General features: G+C 67.8%; 14 protein-coding genes and 2 tRNA genes. 10 read left to right on the top strand and 6 right to left on the bottom strand.

Going from position 1 to position 17,486, the window contains the following annotated elements:
- Positions 1–87 precede the first annotated feature (87 nt).
- Positions 88–2,127: an N-6 DNA methylase gene (locus tag BZB76_RS04640; protein ID WP_211342825.1), complete on the bottom strand. Its 2,040-nt coding sequence runs from the start codon at positions 2,125–2,127 to the stop codon at positions 88–90.
- Positions 2,128–2,258: 131 nt separating this feature from the next.
- Here BZB76_RS04640 and BZB76_RS04635 point away from each other — a divergent pair, with 131 nt between their 5' ends.
- The 7 genes from BZB76_RS04635 (at position 2,259) to BZB76_RS34120 (ending at position 9,284) form a co-directional block, all read left to right on the top strand.
- Positions 2,259–3,185: an exonuclease domain-containing protein gene (locus tag BZB76_RS04635; protein WP_170180506.1), complete on the top strand. Its 927-nt coding sequence runs from the start codon at positions 2,259–2,261 to the stop codon at positions 3,183–3,185.
- A 145-nt stretch (positions 3,186–3,330) separates the two neighbouring features.
- Positions 3,331–3,807 carry a DUF4352 domain-containing protein gene (locus BZB76_RS04630; protein ID WP_121432998.1) on the top strand — a complete coding sequence of 159 codons (477 nt, stop codon included), beginning with the start codon at positions 3,331–3,333 and terminating at the stop codon, positions 3,805–3,807.
- Positions 3,808–4,102: 295 nt separating this feature from the next.
- Complete coding sequence (locus BZB76_RS04625; RefSeq protein ID WP_170180505.1) at positions 4,103–5,239, top strand: EcsC family protein; 1,137 nt, start codon at positions 4,103–4,105, stop codon at positions 5,237–5,239.
- 556 nt (positions 5,240–5,795) lie between these two features.
- A complete protein-coding gene (locus BZB76_RS04620; protein WP_121432996.1) occupies positions 5,796–7,208 on the top strand; it encodes an MFS transporter in 1,413 nt (470 codons plus the stop codon).
- On the top strand, positions 7,205–7,546 hold the full coding sequence (locus BZB76_RS04615; RefSeq protein WP_121432995.1) for a YciI family protein: 342 nt from the start codon (positions 7,205–7,207) through the stop codon (positions 7,544–7,546). The genes BZB76_RS04620 and BZB76_RS04615 overlap by 4 nt, the downstream gene beginning before the upstream one ends.
- The gene (locus BZB76_RS04610) at positions 7,543–8,790 is read left to right on the top strand and encodes an RNA polymerase sigma factor (RefSeq protein WP_121432994.1); all 1,248 of its coding nucleotides are present in this window, start codon (positions 7,543–7,545) and stop codon (positions 8,788–8,790) included. Before BZB76_RS04615 ends, BZB76_RS04610 begins: the two co-directional genes overlap by 4 nt.
- 35 nt (positions 8,791–8,825) lie before the next feature.
- Positions 8,826–9,284, top strand: coding sequence for a vWA domain-containing protein (locus BZB76_RS34120; RefSeq protein WP_147449314.1), 459 nt, complete (start codon positions 8,826–8,828; stop codon positions 9,282–9,284).
- A gap of 305 nt (positions 9,285–9,589) precedes the next feature.
- Here BZB76_RS34120 and BZB76_RS04600 read toward each other — a convergent pair whose 3' ends face one another.
- From BZB76_RS04600 to BZB76_RS04585, 3 genes are all read right to left on the bottom strand, one after another.
- On the bottom strand, positions 9,590–10,459 hold the full coding sequence (locus BZB76_RS04600) for a YwqG family protein (protein ID WP_147449313.1): 870 nt from the start codon (positions 10,457–10,459) through the stop codon (positions 9,590–9,592).
- 1,224 nt (positions 10,460–11,683) lie between these two features.
- A tRNA-Ser gene (locus tag BZB76_RS04590) sits at positions 11,684–11,775 on the bottom strand.
- 154 nt (positions 11,776–11,929) lie between these two features.
- On the bottom strand, positions 11,930–12,364 hold the full coding sequence (locus BZB76_RS04585) for a hypothetical protein (protein ID WP_117397253.1): 435 nt from the start codon (positions 12,362–12,364) through the stop codon (positions 11,930–11,932).
- A 187-nt stretch (positions 12,365–12,551) separates the two neighbouring features.
- Between BZB76_RS04585 and BZB76_RS04580 the strand changes: the two genes are divergently transcribed.
- Positions 12,552–12,624: transfer RNA gene (locus tag BZB76_RS04580), tRNA-Arg, on the top strand.
- A 174-nt stretch (positions 12,625–12,798) separates the two neighbouring features.
- On the opposite strand, the gene BZB76_RS04575 is transcribed toward BZB76_RS04580, so the two are convergent.
- Positions 12,799–13,197, bottom strand: coding sequence for a hypothetical protein (locus BZB76_RS04575; protein WP_121432990.1), 399 nt, complete (start codon positions 13,195–13,197; stop codon positions 12,799–12,801).
- Between the two features lie 648 nt (positions 13,198–13,845).
- Between BZB76_RS04575 and BZB76_RS36630 the strand changes: the two genes are divergently transcribed.
- Entirely contained in the window at positions 13,846–13,989 is a 144-nt protein-coding gene (locus tag BZB76_RS36630) for a twin-arginine translocation signal domain-containing protein (RefSeq protein WP_147449312.1), read from the top strand.
- Positions 13,990–14,162: 173 nt separating this feature from the next.
- Positions 14,163–14,447: a hypothetical protein gene (locus BZB76_RS04565; protein WP_147449311.1), complete on the top strand. Its 285-nt coding sequence runs from the start codon at positions 14,163–14,165 to the stop codon at positions 14,445–14,447.
- A gap of 1,198 nt (positions 14,448–15,645) precedes the next feature.
- On the opposite strand, the gene recQ is transcribed toward BZB76_RS04565, so the two are convergent.
- Positions 15,646–17,481, bottom strand: a complete 1,836-nt coding sequence (gene recQ / locus BZB76_RS04555) for a DNA helicase RecQ (protein WP_121432986.1) — start codon at positions 17,479–17,481, stop codon at positions 15,646–15,648.
- Between the last annotated feature and the right edge of the window lie 5 nt (positions 17,482–17,486).

Here is a 17,486-nt window from a genome sequence, read left to right as displayed (position 1 = left end):
TGCGAGGACAGGGGCGGTTGATACCTGTTGGCCACCAAAGGCCCCGGTTAATACGCGTGCCGATGAGCTCTTGACGTTCATGACGTTCTACCTGTCCTGCTGTGGAAGGAGTGCGCCGCTGCTCAGGGTGGCAGCGATGAGGTCGGCCGTCTCGGAGGCGCGGGTTGTGACGTCCTGCGCGAAGGCTCGGAGCTCGCATACCTGGCGGAACACCCGGCCGTAGGCGGTCTGCTCATCGAGCGGGAGCAGCGGGACGCGCAGCCGTGACGGGACGAGTTGGTGCGTGGAACTGCCGGTCGTGGCCTGACTGACGTTGTCGGGCGCGCTGACGAACCCGGCGAGGAACCACGGATCGAGACGCGCGGGGTCGGGTCGGAGCAGGAACACGTGGGAGCCGAGCAGACATCCGGCCTCGTCCTCCCCCGCCACCCGCGTCGCGACGCCACGCGGACCGACGACCTGGGCGAGCAGGACGTCCCCCACCTCGATGGGGATCGCGGTCGCCGGCCGGGTCTCGTTCACGTCACCGCCGGCACGCGTCCCGGCGACCAGGTCACGTCCCCGGAGGACGGGACGGTCCGCAAGGTCGGCGGGCAGCGGGTCCATCGAGTCGGCCCGCGATCCCCGCGGGACGGCTCGGTGGACGGCGAGCGCGCCGCCGCGTGCCAGATCGGCGATCGTCGCGGTACGCCAGGTGCGGTTCGCCTCCCCGGCCGAGGACAACGGCCCGATCTCGCTCGCCTCCGCCAGCGCGGCCACGTCGGCGCGGAGGCGCTCGATGCCCTGTGTGACCTCGCGCAGGGCGACGTCCGGGACGATGACCGGTGCCGTGCGGACATGGCGTGCCGGTGAGAGATCGACGAGATCGTCGAGGAGGTCGATCGCCGGCACGGCACGTGCGGTTCCTGGGACCTCGCCGAACTCGGCAGGGGCGGTGAACGCCTCCCAGGTGCGGACGATCGTCTCGTGAAGCTTTCCTTCGGTGGAGGCGGCTTCGTCGGAGGCGTCCATGAGGAGGACCAGGTCTCGGCCGGGGTGGTCGGGGGCGGGATGGCGGAGTATCCACAGGTGGAGGCCGATGTGGTGCGGGACGGCCAGGCCCGGTGGGAGGGCGATGACCGCGTGCAGGGCTCCCTGCCGGAGCATCTCGGCTCGGATTCGGCGGCCGGACGGGCGTGACGCGGTGGCGGGTGGGAGCAGCAGCACGGCGTGTCCGCCCTCGGCAAGGTGCGCCATGGCGTGCTGGATCCAGGCGAGTTCCGGTTCCGAGCGTGGTGGCAGGCCGTACGCCCAGCGGGTGTCGAACGCCAACTCGTCGTGGCCCCAGTCGCGGTCGCCGTAGGGCGGGTTGCAGACGACGGCGTCCACTTGGAGGTCGGGGAAGGCGTCGTCGCGGAGGCTGTCGCCGGTCCAGACGTCCACGGACGCCTTGGGTGACTCACCGGCGACGCGTGTCCTGGCCTGGGCGGCGGTGACGGCGCGGTACTCCTGGCCGTAGACGCGTGCGCCCGGTTCGAGCCTGGTCGCGACCGCGGCGAGCAGACGTCCGCCTCCGCAGGCCGGGTCGAGGACGCTGTGGACGGGCCGGTTTCCCGCCGTGGCCAGTTCGGCCATCAGGTCGGCGATGGTTTGGGGTGTCGAGTGCGTCCCGCGGATGCCGACCGGTGCTTCGGAGTGTTCGTCGAGGACGTCGAAGACGGCGAGAGCCCCTTCTTGCAGCATCACGTTCGCGGCCGTCCGGAGGAGCGCGGCGGGCACGTCGCCATGGCTTGGCTTCGCGTGCAGGTCCAGTAGGGCGTCGTCGTCGAGGGTCGCGATTCTGTGTCGTTCGCTGTCGTCCAGTTCGGCCATGTGCGCGGTGAACAGGGCGATGGCTTCGACGTCGCGTGGTGTGCGTCCGCGTAGGTGAGTTCTCAGGTCGTCTTTGGCGGAGCGTGCGGGGAGACGTCCGCGCGCGTCGAGCCAGGCCTCGATCTGCCGCCGGTCGTAGCTGGGGCTGGCCTCCGTCCCCCCGCTGGGCTGCGGAAAGTCGGGGTGACGTCGGCGCCAGTTGCTCACGGTCGCCCGCGTCACACCGGCGAGCCGCGAGATCTCGGCGGCGGTCAGCTGTTCGCTCTGCGATGCCATCGGCACTTCCTCATCAGCTTTCGGGAGCATCGCCACTGTACACCACCGAAGCGACTCTTCCTATTTGACAGTGCTTTCACTTCATGCTCTCATGGTCGTGCTTTCAGCGGCTCGATGCGGAGGGGCGACGGATGACGGCTTGGACGGCCATCGACTTCGAGACGGCGAACTCCCTGCGGGGAAGCCCGTGCTCGGTCGGACTGGCGAAGGTGAAGGAAGGCCAGATCGTCGAGGAGTGGTCATCGCTGATCCGGCCGCCGGAGGGGCACGATCACTTCGATGCCTTCAACGTCGGCGTCCACGGCATCACGGCCTACGACGTCAGGGACGCCCCCGGCTGGCCGGAGACGCTGGAGCGCATCGTCCAGTTCGCCGGCGACACCCCGTTAGTCGCACACAACGCGGCCTTCGACATCGGAGTCCTCGCCGCCGCGTGCGAGGCGAGCGGCCTCCCCGTCCCGGACCTCCGGTTCGCCTGCACGCTCGTGGTCGCACGCCGAACCTGGACCGGCCTCCTCGCCTACAAGCTCCCGGTCCTCGCCGACGCCCTGGGCATCGCCCTGCCACACCACCACAACGCCGGTGACGACGCCCGGGCAGCCGCCCAGGTGATGCTCGCCGCGCTGAAACGGCAGGGAACGAGCACCCTCGACGAACTCCTCGCCGTCCACAGGATCCAGATGGGCTCCTACCGCAACGGTGTCCGGCAGGGCTGCAGGTATCGGGGGGCCGCACGCCGCGAACCGTTTCCGGACGCCGCCCCCGACGCCGACCCGGACAACCCGTTCTCTGGACTGACCGTCTGCTTCACCGGCTCACTGCCCGGAATGACGAGGGCGGCAGCCGCCGCACGGATCACGGCCCTCGGAGCCCGGACCGTCCTCAACGTCACCAGATATGTCGACCTGCTGGTGGTCGGCGGCATCGAGCGTCACCAACTCGCCCCGGGCGCGCGGAAGACGGGCAAGCTCGCCAAGGCGGAGCGGCTCCGCGAATCCGGTCACGAGATCACGGTCATCGACGCCGAGGAGTTCTTCCAGCTCATCACGATGACCTAACGCCCGTCAGCCCACACGAAGGTCCACCGCCTTCCGCTCCTCTTCGCCGTCCTCCCAGCCAGCTCAGCGGGCGGCGGCCCTCTCACCCACAAGCCCCACCGATGGCGCCCCCTACGGACGCGCCCGGAAACGAAGGAGCACCCCCATGCGCAAGATCATCATCGGACTCGTCGCGGTCGCCGTCCTCACCGCCGGATGCGAGCTCGAACAGGAACCGGTCGCCGTCCAGTCGGAAGGCTCCGGCAAGCCCGAGGGCGCGGGTGGCGGCACGACCAAGGCCAAGACCTTTCCGATCAAGCTCACCGCCAAGCGGGCGCGCGCCAAGAGGAGCGTCCTGAGCGACGGCGGCCCGCTGTCCTGCGTCAAGGTGACCGTCACCAACCAGACCAAGAAGCAGCTCGAAGTGAACCCGCTCTACTTCTCACTCACCGACACCGACAACACCAAGCACGACAGCGGCTCCGCCCTCGGCGACTACGAGGACCAGATCCCCACCACGAGCCTCGCCCCCAAGGAGAAGGCGACGGGCCTGGTGTGCGCGAAGGGCAAGTTCCAGCCCAAGATCGTCGCAATGACCAACCCGCTGTTCGCGGAGGCGGCACGAGCCAAGGTCGCGTCCTGAACCGGCCACCAACTCGCTGAGCCGACACGTCGGTGCCACCTCACACCGCAAACTTCCCGTCGGTCTCGGGCTCGACTGCCGACGAAGTGGGCGGCCGGTGGACGAGAGCATCCCTGGTCGGCCTTTCGCACCGATTTCGTCACTGCGAGCAGATGGAACCCCACGGATGGCTACCGTTCCCTCATCACAGGACCGGTTGGACGTCAAGCCTCGGGCTTGCACGCGAGAGAGAAACCCTGAAGATTTTGCAGGCCGTTCTCGGGCGGTCGTCGCACGCCATCATGGAAGGAAGACCATGCAGGACTCCTCGGACTCGACGTCACCCTCTGATCTTGAGGAGGACGGTCAAAGCCACGCCGCCGACTCACCTGTCATGGACGTTCCGTCCCCCGCCTCGGACAACGGCTCGACGACGGCGTCGGCGACCTTGCGGATGTCCCCGTACGAATCGCGCACGTGGGCGGCGCTTGAGACCCACTGGCAGCGTAAGGTCGACCGGCGACGGTTGGTGCCGGCCAGGGCTCGGGCCGCCGTCGAAGCCGCCGGGGCGAGAACGAAAGACGTCATGGGACGCGCGGGAACCGCAGTGGTCGAAGCCGCCCCCGAGTCCCTCAAAGCCATGGGAGAGCGTGCGGCCGAGACTGTGCTCACTCCGGTCGCAGAGGGCGCCGTACGACTGGTCGACCTGGCCAACGACTGGGCGGTGGAGCTCACGAATCCGCAGAAGGTCATCGACTTTCATCGGGACCGCGGTCGCGACGTTGCGTCATTGGAAGACCTTCGTGGACTGGACCTCGCCGAACTCGATGAGGTCGTCCGGAACCTGGTACTGAAATGGCGTTCCTTCGGAGCGGCCGAGGGGGCCGCGCTCGGCGCCCTCGCCCTCGTTCCGGTCGCGGGCGGGGCGGCGGCGATCTCCGCGGACATCATCGTCATGCAGGTGTTGACGACGGCGATCGCGACCCGCGTCTGCTATGCCTATGGTTTCGATGCGACCGACCCGGAACTCCGGCAGGTCGTGGGGCGAATGGTGGCTCGATCCTTTGCGGAGCAGCTGCCCAAGGCATCAACGAACCACAACGCACATCTCGCCGCGGTGGCCGCCAAGGGACGGAAGAAATGGAGCCAGAAACTCCGTGACGATCACAAGCTTCTCGCGGCCCTTGAGAAGCTGATGAAGCAGTGGAACAAGAGTTCTCACGTGCCAGTCGGGAAGGTAGCGAAGGGGATCCCTGTCGTCTCGATCGTGACGTCGGCGGGAACCAACGCCTGGGTCATGGGAGATGTCGCGAAGCAAGCCCGTCTCTACGCTCAGACGCTCTTCCTCGCTGAGAAGTACCAGCTGCCTCTGCCCGCCCGGTTGGCGAAGCTCGCAGTCGAGGCGGACGGCGACGGCCCGATCGAGGACTCCGAGGCGAAGCAGGACGAGTGACGTCATCGGGGTGGTCGCTCCGTGCCGGTGTGGTCTGTGACGGCCAGAAGCCCAGGACGACCACATCCACAACGCTCCTTACCTGCACGGGCCCGACCGGACGCTTTCGGCGCCTGAGCTGAACACCAGGGCTGGGATCAGCACCACGTTCGGGTTTTGCTGCGGGACGCGCTGTTGGACTACTCACGGTTGCCGCGGACGCCGGCCCGGGTGCACGGTCAGGCCCTGCACGACGTCCGCGGACGCGTCTCACCAACGCCTCCATCAGCCGCCGCTCCGCGAAATCTCTGCACGGCTGGGCCAGCCGTCCCCACACCTGCTCCGGCTCGTCCTCCACGTCCAGTACGCCACCCACTCCGCGCGGCGAACGCGGGGAGCGTGCGGACGCTCGCGTCCAAGCCCTGGTCTCGGTCGACCGGCCGAGATCGTCGCCGGGTGTCGCAACCGTACGTTCTGTACAGAACGGGGATTCTTCGAAGTTTCTTCTCGTCCGGTGTCGATTTCGCGCCGTCCCGATTGTCGAGGTGAGGAGACAGCGATCCTGTAGGGAGGGGCCATGGCCGAGGACGGCATCAAGCCGCGCAGGTGGGCCGCACTGGCATTGCTCTGCACAGCGAACTTCATGGTGATCCTGGACGCGCAGATCGTGCTACTCGCACTGCCGTCGATCGACCAGGATCTGGGGTTCTCGGGCGGCGGGGCGCAGTGGGTGCTGAGCGCCTACCTGCTCGGCTTCGGCGGGCTCATGTTGCTCGGCGGACGGGCCGCGGACCTGTTGGGCAGGCGCCGAACATTCCTCACCGGAACGGCCTTGTTCCTCGTGGCGTCCCTTCTCTGCGGGCTCGCCTGGACGGGCGGCGCGCTCATCGCCGCACGTGTCGTCCAGGGAATCTCGGCCGCCCTGATGGCACCGAGCGCGCTCTCCCTGGTCACCGCGACCTTCAAGGAGGGACCGGCACGCCACAAGGCACTGGCGATCTGGTCGAGCGTCGGCGGATTCGGGGCCACGGCGGCCCTGCTCGTCGGCGGAACTGTGACCGACGCACTCGGCTGGCCATGGGTGTTCTTCCTCAATGTGCCGGTCGCGGCGGTGCTGCTCGCGCTCGGGCCCGCGCTGCTGAGCGAGAGCAAGGGGACGGCGCGGGCGTACGACCCGTTGGGGGCGCTGACCGTCACGCTGGCGGTGTCCGCGGCGGTGTACGGGATCGTTCGGGTGCCGGAAACCGGCTGGACGGGCCCCTCCACGATTGGTGCGCTGCTCATCGCCGTGGCGGCGGGCGCCCTGTTCGTGTGGATCGAGACGCGGTCGGCGGCGCCCCTCGTGCCGCTGCGGATCTTCCGGTCGCGGCGGTTGAACGGCGGGAACCTCGCGATGCTGGTGACCGCGGTCGCCGCGTTCGGGACGTCGTTCACCGTGTCGCAGTACGCGCAGGGCGTCCTCGACTACTCGCCGCTGGAGTTCGGGCTCGCCACCGCCGTCCTGCCCGTGATGGCGGTGGTCGGTTCGTACGCGGCGCAGTCGGCGATCGGACGCGTGGACGTGCGACCGGTGGCGACGACGGGCCTGGTTTTCATGGCCGCCGGTTGCCTCGCCCTGGGCCAGATCACCGAGAACAGCACATATCTCACCGGCCTTTTCCCCGGCCTGTTCCTGTTCGGGACGGGCCTGGGAACGTGCGCGGTGGGGGCAACGGTCGCGGCGCTGTCCGCGGCCACCGACCGGGACTCGGGGCTCGCGTCCGGGTTGAACACCGCGGCGTTCCAGCTCGGCGGCGCGCTCGGCGTGGCCGTCGCGTCCACCGTCGGATCCCGCACGGGCACGGTCGACGGTTTCCGCACGGCCTTCGACACCGCCGCCGGAATCGCCCTGGCAGGCGCGGTCATCGCCGGGCTACTGCTCGCGACACCGCGCCCGCGACGAGTTTCCGAGCCGGCGCAAGTCCCCACTCTGGAGAAGGAGCGAACATGAAATACCTAATGCTGATCTGCGGCGACGAGAACGCCGAGCTCACCGCGGACGAACTGGCCCTGCTTGAGGAAGACACCATCGACTGGGTCGAAAAGATGGACGCCCGCAACGTGCGCAAGCTGGGCGCCAGGCTCCGCCTCACCGACACCGCCACGACCGTCCGGGTGCGGGACGGCGAAACGATCCTGTCGGACGGCCCCTTCACCGAGACCAAGGAACAGATCCTCGGATTCGACCTCATCGAATGCGCTGACCTGGAAGAGGCACTGGAAATCGCGTCCAAGCACCCCACGGCCCAACGGGGATCGATCGAGGTCCGACCGCTCTGGGAGGAGTGACGGACCCCGCCGAAGCCGCGGTCGCGGCGGCCTTCCGCAACGAGTGGGGACGGGTCGTCGCGACCCTCATCCGCATGACCGGCGACTGGGACCTCGCCGAGGAATGCGCCCAGGAGGCGTTCACCCGTGCCCTCGAACGGTGGCCGGACGACGGCGTCCCCGACCGTCCGGGCGCCTGGCTGACAACCGCGGCACGCAACCACGCCCTCAACCGGATCCGGCGCGGCCGTACAGAGCACGCAAAGCTCAGGGAATGGGACACGATGAACGGCCCGCAGGACCCGCCCGACCCGAGCGGAATCACCGACGACCGCCTCCGACTCATCTTCACCTGCTGCCATCCGGCGCTGACGATCGAGGCCCGGGTGGCGCTCACCCTCCGGACACTCCTCGGTCTGACCACCGCCGAGATCGCCCGCGCCTTCCTTGTCGCCGAACCGGCGATGGCGCAGCGGCTCGTCCGCGCCAAACGCAAGATCCGGGACGCGGGCATCCCGTACCGGATACCGCCCGCGCACCTGCTGCCACAGCGGACGGCGTCCGTCCTCGGCGTCGTCTACCTGCTGTTCAACGAGGGCTACGCGGCGACGGAAGGCCCCGACCCCCTGCGCGTGGACCTGTGCGCGGAGGCGATCCGGCTGGCCCGCGTCCTGCACGGCCTGATGCCGGACGACCCGGAGATCACCGGCCTGCTCGCCCTCCTCCTGCTCCAACACTCCCGCCGCGCCGCCCGCCAGGACACCGCAGGCGACCTCATCCCCCTCGAAGACCAGGACCGCACCCGCTGGGACCACACGTCGATCACCGAGGGCATCGCGCACCTGAACAACGCCCTGAACCAGGGCACACCCGGCCCTTACCAAATTCAGGCCGCGATCGCGGCCTGCCACGCCACCGCCCCCACACCCGCGCATACCGACTGGCCGCAGATAGCCGCCCTCTACGACCGACTGGCCGAACTGACCCCGAGCCCGGTCGTCCACCTGAACCGAGCCGTCGCCGTCGCCATGGCGGACGGCCCAGAAGCAGGCCTGGCCCTACTCAGAGACCTGGAAGCCGCCCTACCGGACTACCACCTCCTCCCCGCCACCCGCGCCGACCTCCTCCGCCGCCTGGGCCACCACAAAGCCGCGGCCACCGCCTACCGCGAGGCCCTGACCCTCGCCCGCACCACCCCCGACCGCCGCTACCTGACCCACCGCCTAACCGAACTGACCCATGAACACCCCACCCCACACACCTGACCAAAAGCCACTAACACATGGTTCGAGCGCTGGCCGTGAGCGTTCCCCTCGGGGAGATCAACCTCGGTGTGATCGCCTTCGGTGGCCAGGGCGTAGTGCTGCATCAGCGTCCGGTGCCCGCCGCCTCGGCGACAGGGGTGGACATGGAGGCCGTTGGTGGCCCGGACGGTACGCCGATAGGCGAGGCCTTCGAGATGGCCCGGCGAATCCTCGACGACGAGGAGACGATTCCGGCGCGTGCGTACGACGTCACGCTGGTACTGATCTCAGACGGCAGGCCGACGTCGGAGTGGCGGCCGCAACTGGACCGCCTCCTCAGTTCCGAGCACGGTGCCAGGTCGCTCCGGCTGGCGGTCGAGCGAGCCCAGCGTGAAGATCCTCAAACCGGAGGCGCAGATCGGTGCCGGGGACCTGCGGGACAGGTGGGCGGCCGTACGACGCTTCGACCTGGCCGAAATCCCGATCGCGCGGCCCTTGTCACTGCTGGTTGGTGACCAGGTCGGCTACACCATGGAGTTGTTGGCGGGCATGACCGCCACCGCCGCGGACCACCTGTGCCGACGGTGGGGTCTGCGCCCGCCCGAAGTCGCGCCGCGTCCTACCGACAGCTGCACACCGCGCGTCCGGCCTTACAGGCACGCCCGGCATTACCCGGGAAGTACGGCAGTTCAGTAGATGTGTCTTCGAACTCCCTAACCGCTAGTCATAGGCGAACAGACCACTGAGCAGCTAGAAGGCGGAGCCGTCGTCGAGCGGGTCCAGTTCCCTCTGATCGAGGACGTCCTCCCGGCGTGACCGTTCATTGGCAGTGGAACGTCACCGTGTGCCGATGATCGGCGGAGCAGCCGAAGAAGCCGCCGTGACTGTAGCGACCGATTTGCAGACCGGTCGGCTCTATTGCGGCCCAGTAGGCGTCGTCATCGAGGTTGGCGTCCTCGATGGGCTGCCAGCGGGGTGGTCCGCCGTCGTGGTCGGCCTCGCCGCCCCATTCGGAGCTGTCCAACTGCAGGATCAGATGGGCGGGAGCACCGCACTGCTCGCAGGTCGGCGGATCTCCCATGTCGGTGACGTTCCAGGACATACCACCACCCATCTTGCAGCCAGACGCGATCGACAGGCCGTACTGGTAGGCGGGATAGCCGGTCTCCCATTCCCTGAGCGCGTCCTGGATCTGCCGGGGGAGCTCTTCCTCGTATGGATACTCGGTGATCGGTTCGGGGTCGAGCACGCAGGGGACCGGCACCAGCCACTCCTCCTCGACCAGGTCGGGCTTCGGCGGGTCGGCCAGCACGGCGGTGACCTCGTCCGCGCGGCGCCACCGCACGCTGATCTTGGCGTCCGGCCATATCGCGTCGTGATTGGGGCACCACAGGATTTGCAGAAGGTCGCTGTCCTGCGGAAAAGGGTAGGCGGGGACATCGGCTGCGTATATCTGCGCGATCGGCACCATTGCGACCGGCGCTGCGGCGGACCGGCCACGACCGTGCGGCAGGTCGCACGCGGGCCAGGGCTCGTCCGCAGGCCAGCGCAGCGGCCCTCCGATGCTGCTGTCATCTGGACCCTGGTCGCCTTGCCGGGGGTGCAGCCGGACGGCCGTACGGGCGTGGGCGGCCAATTCAGGAATGTCTTTGGTGATGTCCACGATCGGTGGACGAGTGGTGTGCGGCATGCGGGCCATCTTCTTCCTTGGTACCGTCAAAACGGCCGCGGCTCTCAATCCCGAGCGGTTACCACCCAGTGCTGGAGCGCAGCTCTGACCCCTCCGGGCCCCCGGTGCGAGCGGGGCAGACCGAGCCCCTGGCACTAGGCACCAGGCCGAACACCGTCACCAGCTGCCCGGAAGACGTCCAGATCGATGGGGGAATGTTCCCCTTGGCCCTGGCGACCTTCGCCGTCATCACGGGCCTGCTCCCCGCCAACCCGGATGGCGATGGGATCGCTGAGTTCGAACCGCCCGGGCCAGCTTGACGAAATCACCGCCGCTGACGCGAACCTCCTCCAAAATGAGCCGGACCCGCGACCTGACGGGCCACCTCGCCCAACACGAGACCGGCACCGCGCCAACGCCGGGATCGAGCGGCGGCTGGCCCCGCGAACGGGCATCAAACGCAAGAGCGGCGCTTCCCGCTGCTGCCCCATGTGCGGAATCCGACCGCGTCCTCCACACGAACTCATGGTCGGCGGAGCCTGGTGACCTGTCGCAGGCGTCAACGCGGGCCGCAGGCACCAACTCCACTTCCGGATTGTCCGATGAGTCGACCAGGCTCTCGTGCACACGCTGGGCCATCTCGCGGAGCCCGGCGTCCCCCATGCCTGCCTGTCCGGCTTCGTACTGTTCTCGTCCGCAGCGGACGCGTTCGGCGAACTCCACCGAGACGGGCGACATTTCGGCTACTCGTCCCCCGGAAGCGCAGCCGCAAGGTGACGTGCAGTGCCCACCCGAGTTGCTTCCGCAGCTACCGGAGCAACACGAGCAGCAGCAGTCGGAGAAGGAGGTGCGAGCGGGCGACGCCTGAGAGGACTGGGACGTGGTCTTCGCCCAGCGCAACGGTCGTCCACCGGCCCGCACCGAAGACCGGAAGGCGTGAAAGGCGCTGCTGAAACGGGCTGGCGCGCCCGACGGTCGGCTACACGACGCTCGTCACACCGCCCGGCAGTTACTGACGGCCCAGAACGTGCACATCCGAGTGATCCAGAAAATCCCGGGACATGCCGGGTCACCACAACCGAGCGGTACACCCAGGTGGCGGACTCGCAGGTTGGCGACGCTGGAGAGCGAATCGGACGAGCACTGCGGGGGCTCGAAACCGGGTGAACTGCAACAACAAACGCAACTAGAGATCAGTAAAGAACCAGGGGTTCCACAGAACACAGCGTGGAACCCCTGGTCAAGTGGCGGAGGATCGGGGATTTGAACCCCGGATGGGCGTGAACCCAAACCGCATTAGCAGTGCGGCGCCATAGACCGGACTAGGCGAATCCTCCAGTGCCGTCAGGCCTAGACAGGTTACCGGTTCGGCGAGCCAACCGGCAAAGTCCAAGCCGCGGGTTCCAGAAGCATAGTCGGAGACCCCGCCACTACGCGAAGGCAACGAGCCGGCGTTCCGCCCCCGGGGCCGCGGGAGCGGACCGCCGACGATCAGCCGCCCAGCCGGAAGCCGTTGAACCCGCAGGCGTCGGCAAGGTCATTGCCGTGCCGCTGGATGTCGGCGACGTTGGGCTGTCCCATGGACGAGGTGTTGCCGGAGCTGAGGTTCCGCAGCATCTCGGCCGTCTTGTCGAGGTCACCCGCGAACGCGGTCGCGGCGGTCTCGACGTCGCCACCGGCGTTCTGGCCCTCCGAGCGGACCTTGGCCGCCGTGTCGGAGAACTTCTGGGCGGTCGCCGAGGCGCCGCCGGACGACGTCATCGACATACTGCTGGTGGAGAAGCTCCGCAGCTCGCTCTCGATGTTCTTGCACGCCGTCGACTTCTTGCCTCCGGCAAGGGCGTCGACCGCCCCGCAGCCCGTGGAACCGAGCAACAAGCCACCGACGGCGAGAGCACCGATCAGCTTGGTGGCGGACATGCGCATGTGGAATCTCCTTCAGGGGGGTGGGGCTTCGAACGACAGGGACCCCCGTGGTCACACCCGTCGCAATCACCCCTTTGGCGTACCTCCACCACAAAGGGTTCCGTGACACAGCTCACAGTTTGCGGCCCACGCATCGGTCAACCGATTCGCGGTGAGGTCCACGGAGCCGGTACAGTGATCCCGGCAAGCACCCGTAGCTCAACGGATAGAGCATCTGACTACGGATCAGAAGGTTAGGGGTTCGAATCCCTTCGGGTGCGCCCAACTCAGAGGCCCCTTCCGATCATGGAAGGGGCCTCTTGCGTGGGCCATGGGAGCCACGGGCTTCGATCAGGTCCCGAAGAGGGCGTCGCTCATGGCCTCAGCCGCCGCCCGGTCAGCCTTTGCTGATCTTGTTCGAAGTCACCTTGCACCTTCGGTTGCACGGAAGGCGCTCAGCTTGGACTCAGCCGGTGGAGCACACGCGAATGGTCGCGGTTCCAGCCGTAGACCTCGGCACGGTCGGTGGAAGCCGTGGCCAGGATGCTCGCGCGGGCGCACACGATGAAGCCGGGCTCAGCGTCCGGTGTGGGCAAGACCAGGCTTAGGAACTGGGCATGAAATCGCTGCGGCACCTGGGCGAAGTCCAGCAGGCCGAGTCGCACCTGCTCATCTGCCGCCTGGAGAATCAGCGGGTTGTAGGACGTGCGGAGCTTGACGGCTCGGACGTCTACGAACAGGACGTTGATGTGTTCGTCGCTGCCCGTGCCTGCATGGCTATGCATCAACAGTTCTGAGTGGCCGACTCCGTAGCGCCACGGACTAAACGGTCGCTGCAACGTGAGAGTCTCCATGGCACTGATCATGCATGGGCCGCAGGTTCCCCTCTAGGTCCGGAAGATGCAGGTCCGCGCGAACCGGGCGAGTCAGCGTGGCGTTCATGGTGACTAGGTGCGCGCTCTCCGGAGCCTCTCCGGCTGGCTCCCCGGGTGCCACGGTTGGCGGCACACGGATCCTGGCCTCGGATCCTTGTAGACGACTTTGGGCGACCAGCAGGCGAAGAGCCAGAGGACGGGACTGATGCGGACGGTTCGGAGCCTGCGGATCAGGGGGGTAGAGGTTCGATCCTTCGGATGCGCCTAGGGCAGAGACCCTTCCGATCCTGGAAGGTACGTCAGCGGAGTACGGCTACGACGCTGGGCCCCGTCAGCGTCGTCCCCTGCTCTGCGCAGGGCGCGCGTGTGTTGTGTGGTCCAGTGGCAGGGTGAGTTGGGGGCCGGGTTTTGAGGGGTGCCAGCCGAGGGCCATTGCCTTGGTGATGGCGGTGGTCACGCCTGGGGGGATGCACAGTGCGTTGCTGGGGGTGAGCGCATGGCAGGGAGACCTCCAGGCGGGCGCCCGACCCGCTGGCGTGCTGGACCGTGAAGGACAGTGGGGTCCAGCCCATGGCCTGGCAGTAGGTGGGGCGGCTGCGCACTTTCCAGCGGAGTTCGGTGCCGCCGATGGTGATTCGGCGTGATTTCTTGCGCGCGAGTGCCATAGGGGCCTCTGCTGCGGGGGTTCCCGGGGAGTCTAGGGGCCATGATCGGCCGATTCGGAAACGTGGGTGCGTTGTGGTCTGGGTGGCGGGGAGGATGGGGGCGTGAATCCGGAGCGGTTTGTTGATTCTGATGTGTCGTTGTACGGCTTAGCGGAGGATCCCGTGCAAGTGGTCTGTCCGGCCTGCCGGGAGTGCGCTGAGGTGGTGCCGTGGCCGGAACTGCGTGCTCGTTACTCGGCCTGGGGGCCTCGGCGGCTCGGGTGTCGTGACTGTGGGCACGTGAGGGACTGGTCCGGTGGGGTGTCGCGCTGGGGTGGTGCGGTCGATCCGTACTTCGGGCAGCCGCTGTGGCTGCGGGCGGATTGCTGCGGGGGGCGGACTCTGTGGGCGTTCAACGAGCGCCATCTGGACCTCTTGGAGGGGTATGTCGGGGCTCGGCTCCGGGAACGCGGGGAGTATGTCGGGATGACCATGGTGGCCAAACTGCCGGCGTGGTTGAAGTCGGCCAAGCATCGGGGAGAGATTCTGCGGGTCATTGGGCGGCTCCGGGCGTCCCTTCCGTAGTTGTGGGTCGTGTGCGCTAGTACGGGCCTTCGGGGTGGGGCGGCGCGGTGGCTGGGTTATGTAGGGATCGGCTCCGCGAATGCTCCGGCCGTCCCCTATCGGTGGGACGTTTCTACTGGGCGTGGTCGTTCGGGCGATTCCCGCGCCGACGACGCCGCCGAGAAGCGGCGGTATGACGGCCACTCCCGGCCCGGAACCGACGGTCAGCCTGATGAGGGCGCGGCCGAGGTGGTGGGTCATTGGCCTGGCACCGTGCACCTCGTTCGGGGTCGCTGACGTAGGTCGTGGTGTCGGAGGCTTCGCTCGCTGCTTCTGGTGCATGGCAGGTCATGTCATCGGTGAGGTTCGTGTGCGACGACCGAGTACGTTCGGGTCTCCCCTGCTCGAATTCAAGGTGTCCGAAGGGTGTGTATGTGTCGGGCGCCCGTGATGGGAGCTAATGATCGGCCTTTGGTGGAGGGTCGGGTCTAGCGGGAGAGATCATTCCGGCGTGCCCCTGGCCAAGCCGCACGTCATAGGCCGGTAACAACATTCCAGCGGCGTCGGCCGGACCTCCCGGCTGCTCCGGACGAACGAGTGGCCGCCCGCCGCAGGTTGACGTGGTGGTCGAGCTCGAACCGGGCCCCGCGGTGCTGGGCCAGGTTTGTTGATGACCCGATTGACGACGGCCCGCTTACGCTGCGAGTTCTCATTTACCGGCGGGGACGGGCCCGGGGCTCCGGTTCCGTGGGCGGCCGTGGAGGCCGAGCGGAGCTGGGAGGAGGCGTGTGATCGGCGAGCGGTTGGTGAAGGGACGGATCTAACCGAGGAGATCATGCTCGTGTGCTTGGACGGGGCTGTGATGACCCGGCTGACCACGGCCCGCTCACGCTGCGAGTCCTCATTTACCGGCGGGGACGGGTCCGGCACGGGGTCTTCGGGTGACCGGGAAGGGCGAGCGGAGCTGGGAGGAGGCGTGTGATCGGCGAGCGGTTGGTGGAGGGTCGGATTTAACCGAGGAGATCCTTCTGGTGTGGTTAAACGGGGTTTTATGGACTCGGTTGATGACGGCCCGTTCACGCTGCGGGTTTTCGTCTGGCGGCGAGGGCGGGTGGGGCGTCGGTTTTTCGGGTGGTCGTGGAGGTCGAGTGGTGCTGAGGAGGAGGTGCGGGGGCGCAGGGGCCAGTTGTTGCGGGTTTTCGTTTATCGCACGTGGGGTTTATTCGGTTAGGGTTTTTAGGACGGCTTCGCCGTATTTGGCTAGTTTGTTTTCGCCTATGCCGTTGATTTGGGAGAGTTCGGTGAGGGTGGACGGGAGGGCGGTCGCGATTTCGCGGAGGGTGGCGTCGTGGAAGATGACGTAGGCGGGGACGCCCTGTTCCTTTGCGGTGGTGGCGCGCCAGGTGCGGAGGCGTTCGAAGATGGGGGTCGCCTCGGCGGAGAGGTCGATGGGGGGCTTGCGGTCCTTGGCGGTCTTTGTGGGCTTGGGGGTGGGGCGGTCTGGTTCGCGGCGCATCATGACCTTGCGTTGGCCGCGGAGGACGTCGGCGCTCGCCTCGGTTTGGAGGAGGGTGCCGTGGTTGCTCTCGACGGCGATCAGGCCTTGGGCGAGCAGCTGGCGGACGACGGCGCGCCATTCGACCTCGCGGAGTTCGGTGCCGACGCCGAAGGATTTCAGGGAGTCGTGGTCGAACTGGATGACCTTCGCGCTCTTCTTGCCGAGCAGGATGTCGATGATGTGTCCGGCGCCGAATTTCTGGCGGCGTTCGCGGTCTAGGCGCACGATGACGGAGAGGACCTTCTGGGCGGCGACGGTCGCGTCCCAGGATTCGGGTGGGGTCAGGCAGGTGTCGCAGTTGCCGCAGGGGTCGCCGGACTGGCCGAAGTAGTTCAGCAGGTGGACGCGGCGGCATTCGACGGTCTCGCAGAGGGCGAGCATCGCGTCGAGGTGTTGGGCCTGGCGGCGGCGGAACGCGGCGTCGCCCTCGCCGCCGTCGATCATTTTGCGTAGGTTGACGACGTCCTGGAGGCCGTAGGCGAGCCAGGCGGTGGACGGGAGGCCGTCGCGTCCGGCTCGGCCGGTCTCCTGGTAGTAGCCCTCGACGGATTTCGGCAGGTCGAGGTGTGCGACGAAGCGGACGTCGGGTTTGTCGATGCCCATGCCGAACGCGATGGTCGCGACGATGACGAGGCCGTCCTCGCGGAGGAAACGGGCCTGGTTGGTGGCGCGTGTCTGGGCGTCCAGGCCGGCGTGGTAGGGGAGGGCCTCGATGCCGTTCTCGGTGAGGAACGCGGCGTGCTTCTCGACGGAGTTGCGGGAGAGGCAGTAGACGATTCCGGCGTCGCCCTTGTGTTCGGTCTGGAGGAGGCGCAGGAGTTGGCGTTTGGCTTCGGTCTTCGGCTCGATCCGGTATTGGATGTTCGGGCGGTCGAAGCTGGCGACGAAATGGCGGGTGTTCGGGGCGGCGGCGTCGAGGTTGAGGCGTGTTGCTATTTCGTGGCGGGTGGCCTCGGTGGCGGTGGCGGTCAGGGCGATGCGGGGGACGTCCGGCCAGCGTTCGTGGAGGCCGGACAGCATCAGGTAGTCGGGGCGGAAGTCGTGGCCCCATTGCGAGACGCAGTGGGCCTCGTCGATCGCGAACAGGGACACGTTCGCGCGGTCGAGGAGGTCGACGGTCGCGGGGAGGCGGAGGCGTTCGGGGGCCAGGTAGAGCAGGTCGAGTTCGCCCGCCACGAACTGCGCCTCGACGACGCGGCGTTCGTCGAGGTCCTGGGTGGAGTTGAGGAAGCCCGCCTGGACGCCTAGGGTGCGCAGCGCGTCCACCTGGTCTTGCATGAGGGCGATGAGCGGGGAGATGACGATTCCGGTGCCTTTTCGGACGAGCGCCGGAATCTGGTAGCAGAGTGACTTCCCGCCGCCGGTGGGCATCAGGACGAGCGCGTCGCCGCCCGCCGACACGTGGTCGATGATCTCCCGCTGGCCGTCCCGGAACGCGTCGTAGCCGAACACGCGCCGCAGGACGTCGAGCGTCTCCGGGTTCTCAGGGGAAGTCACCGGCC

Source organism: Actinomadura pelletieri DSM 43383 (assembly GCF_003634705.1).
GTDB lineage: Bacteria > Actinomycetota > Actinomycetes > Streptosporangiales > Streptosporangiaceae > Spirillospora > Spirillospora pelletieri.
Note: the sequence above shows the minus strand (reverse complement) of the source record. Positions and strands in the feature narration are given on the sequence as shown.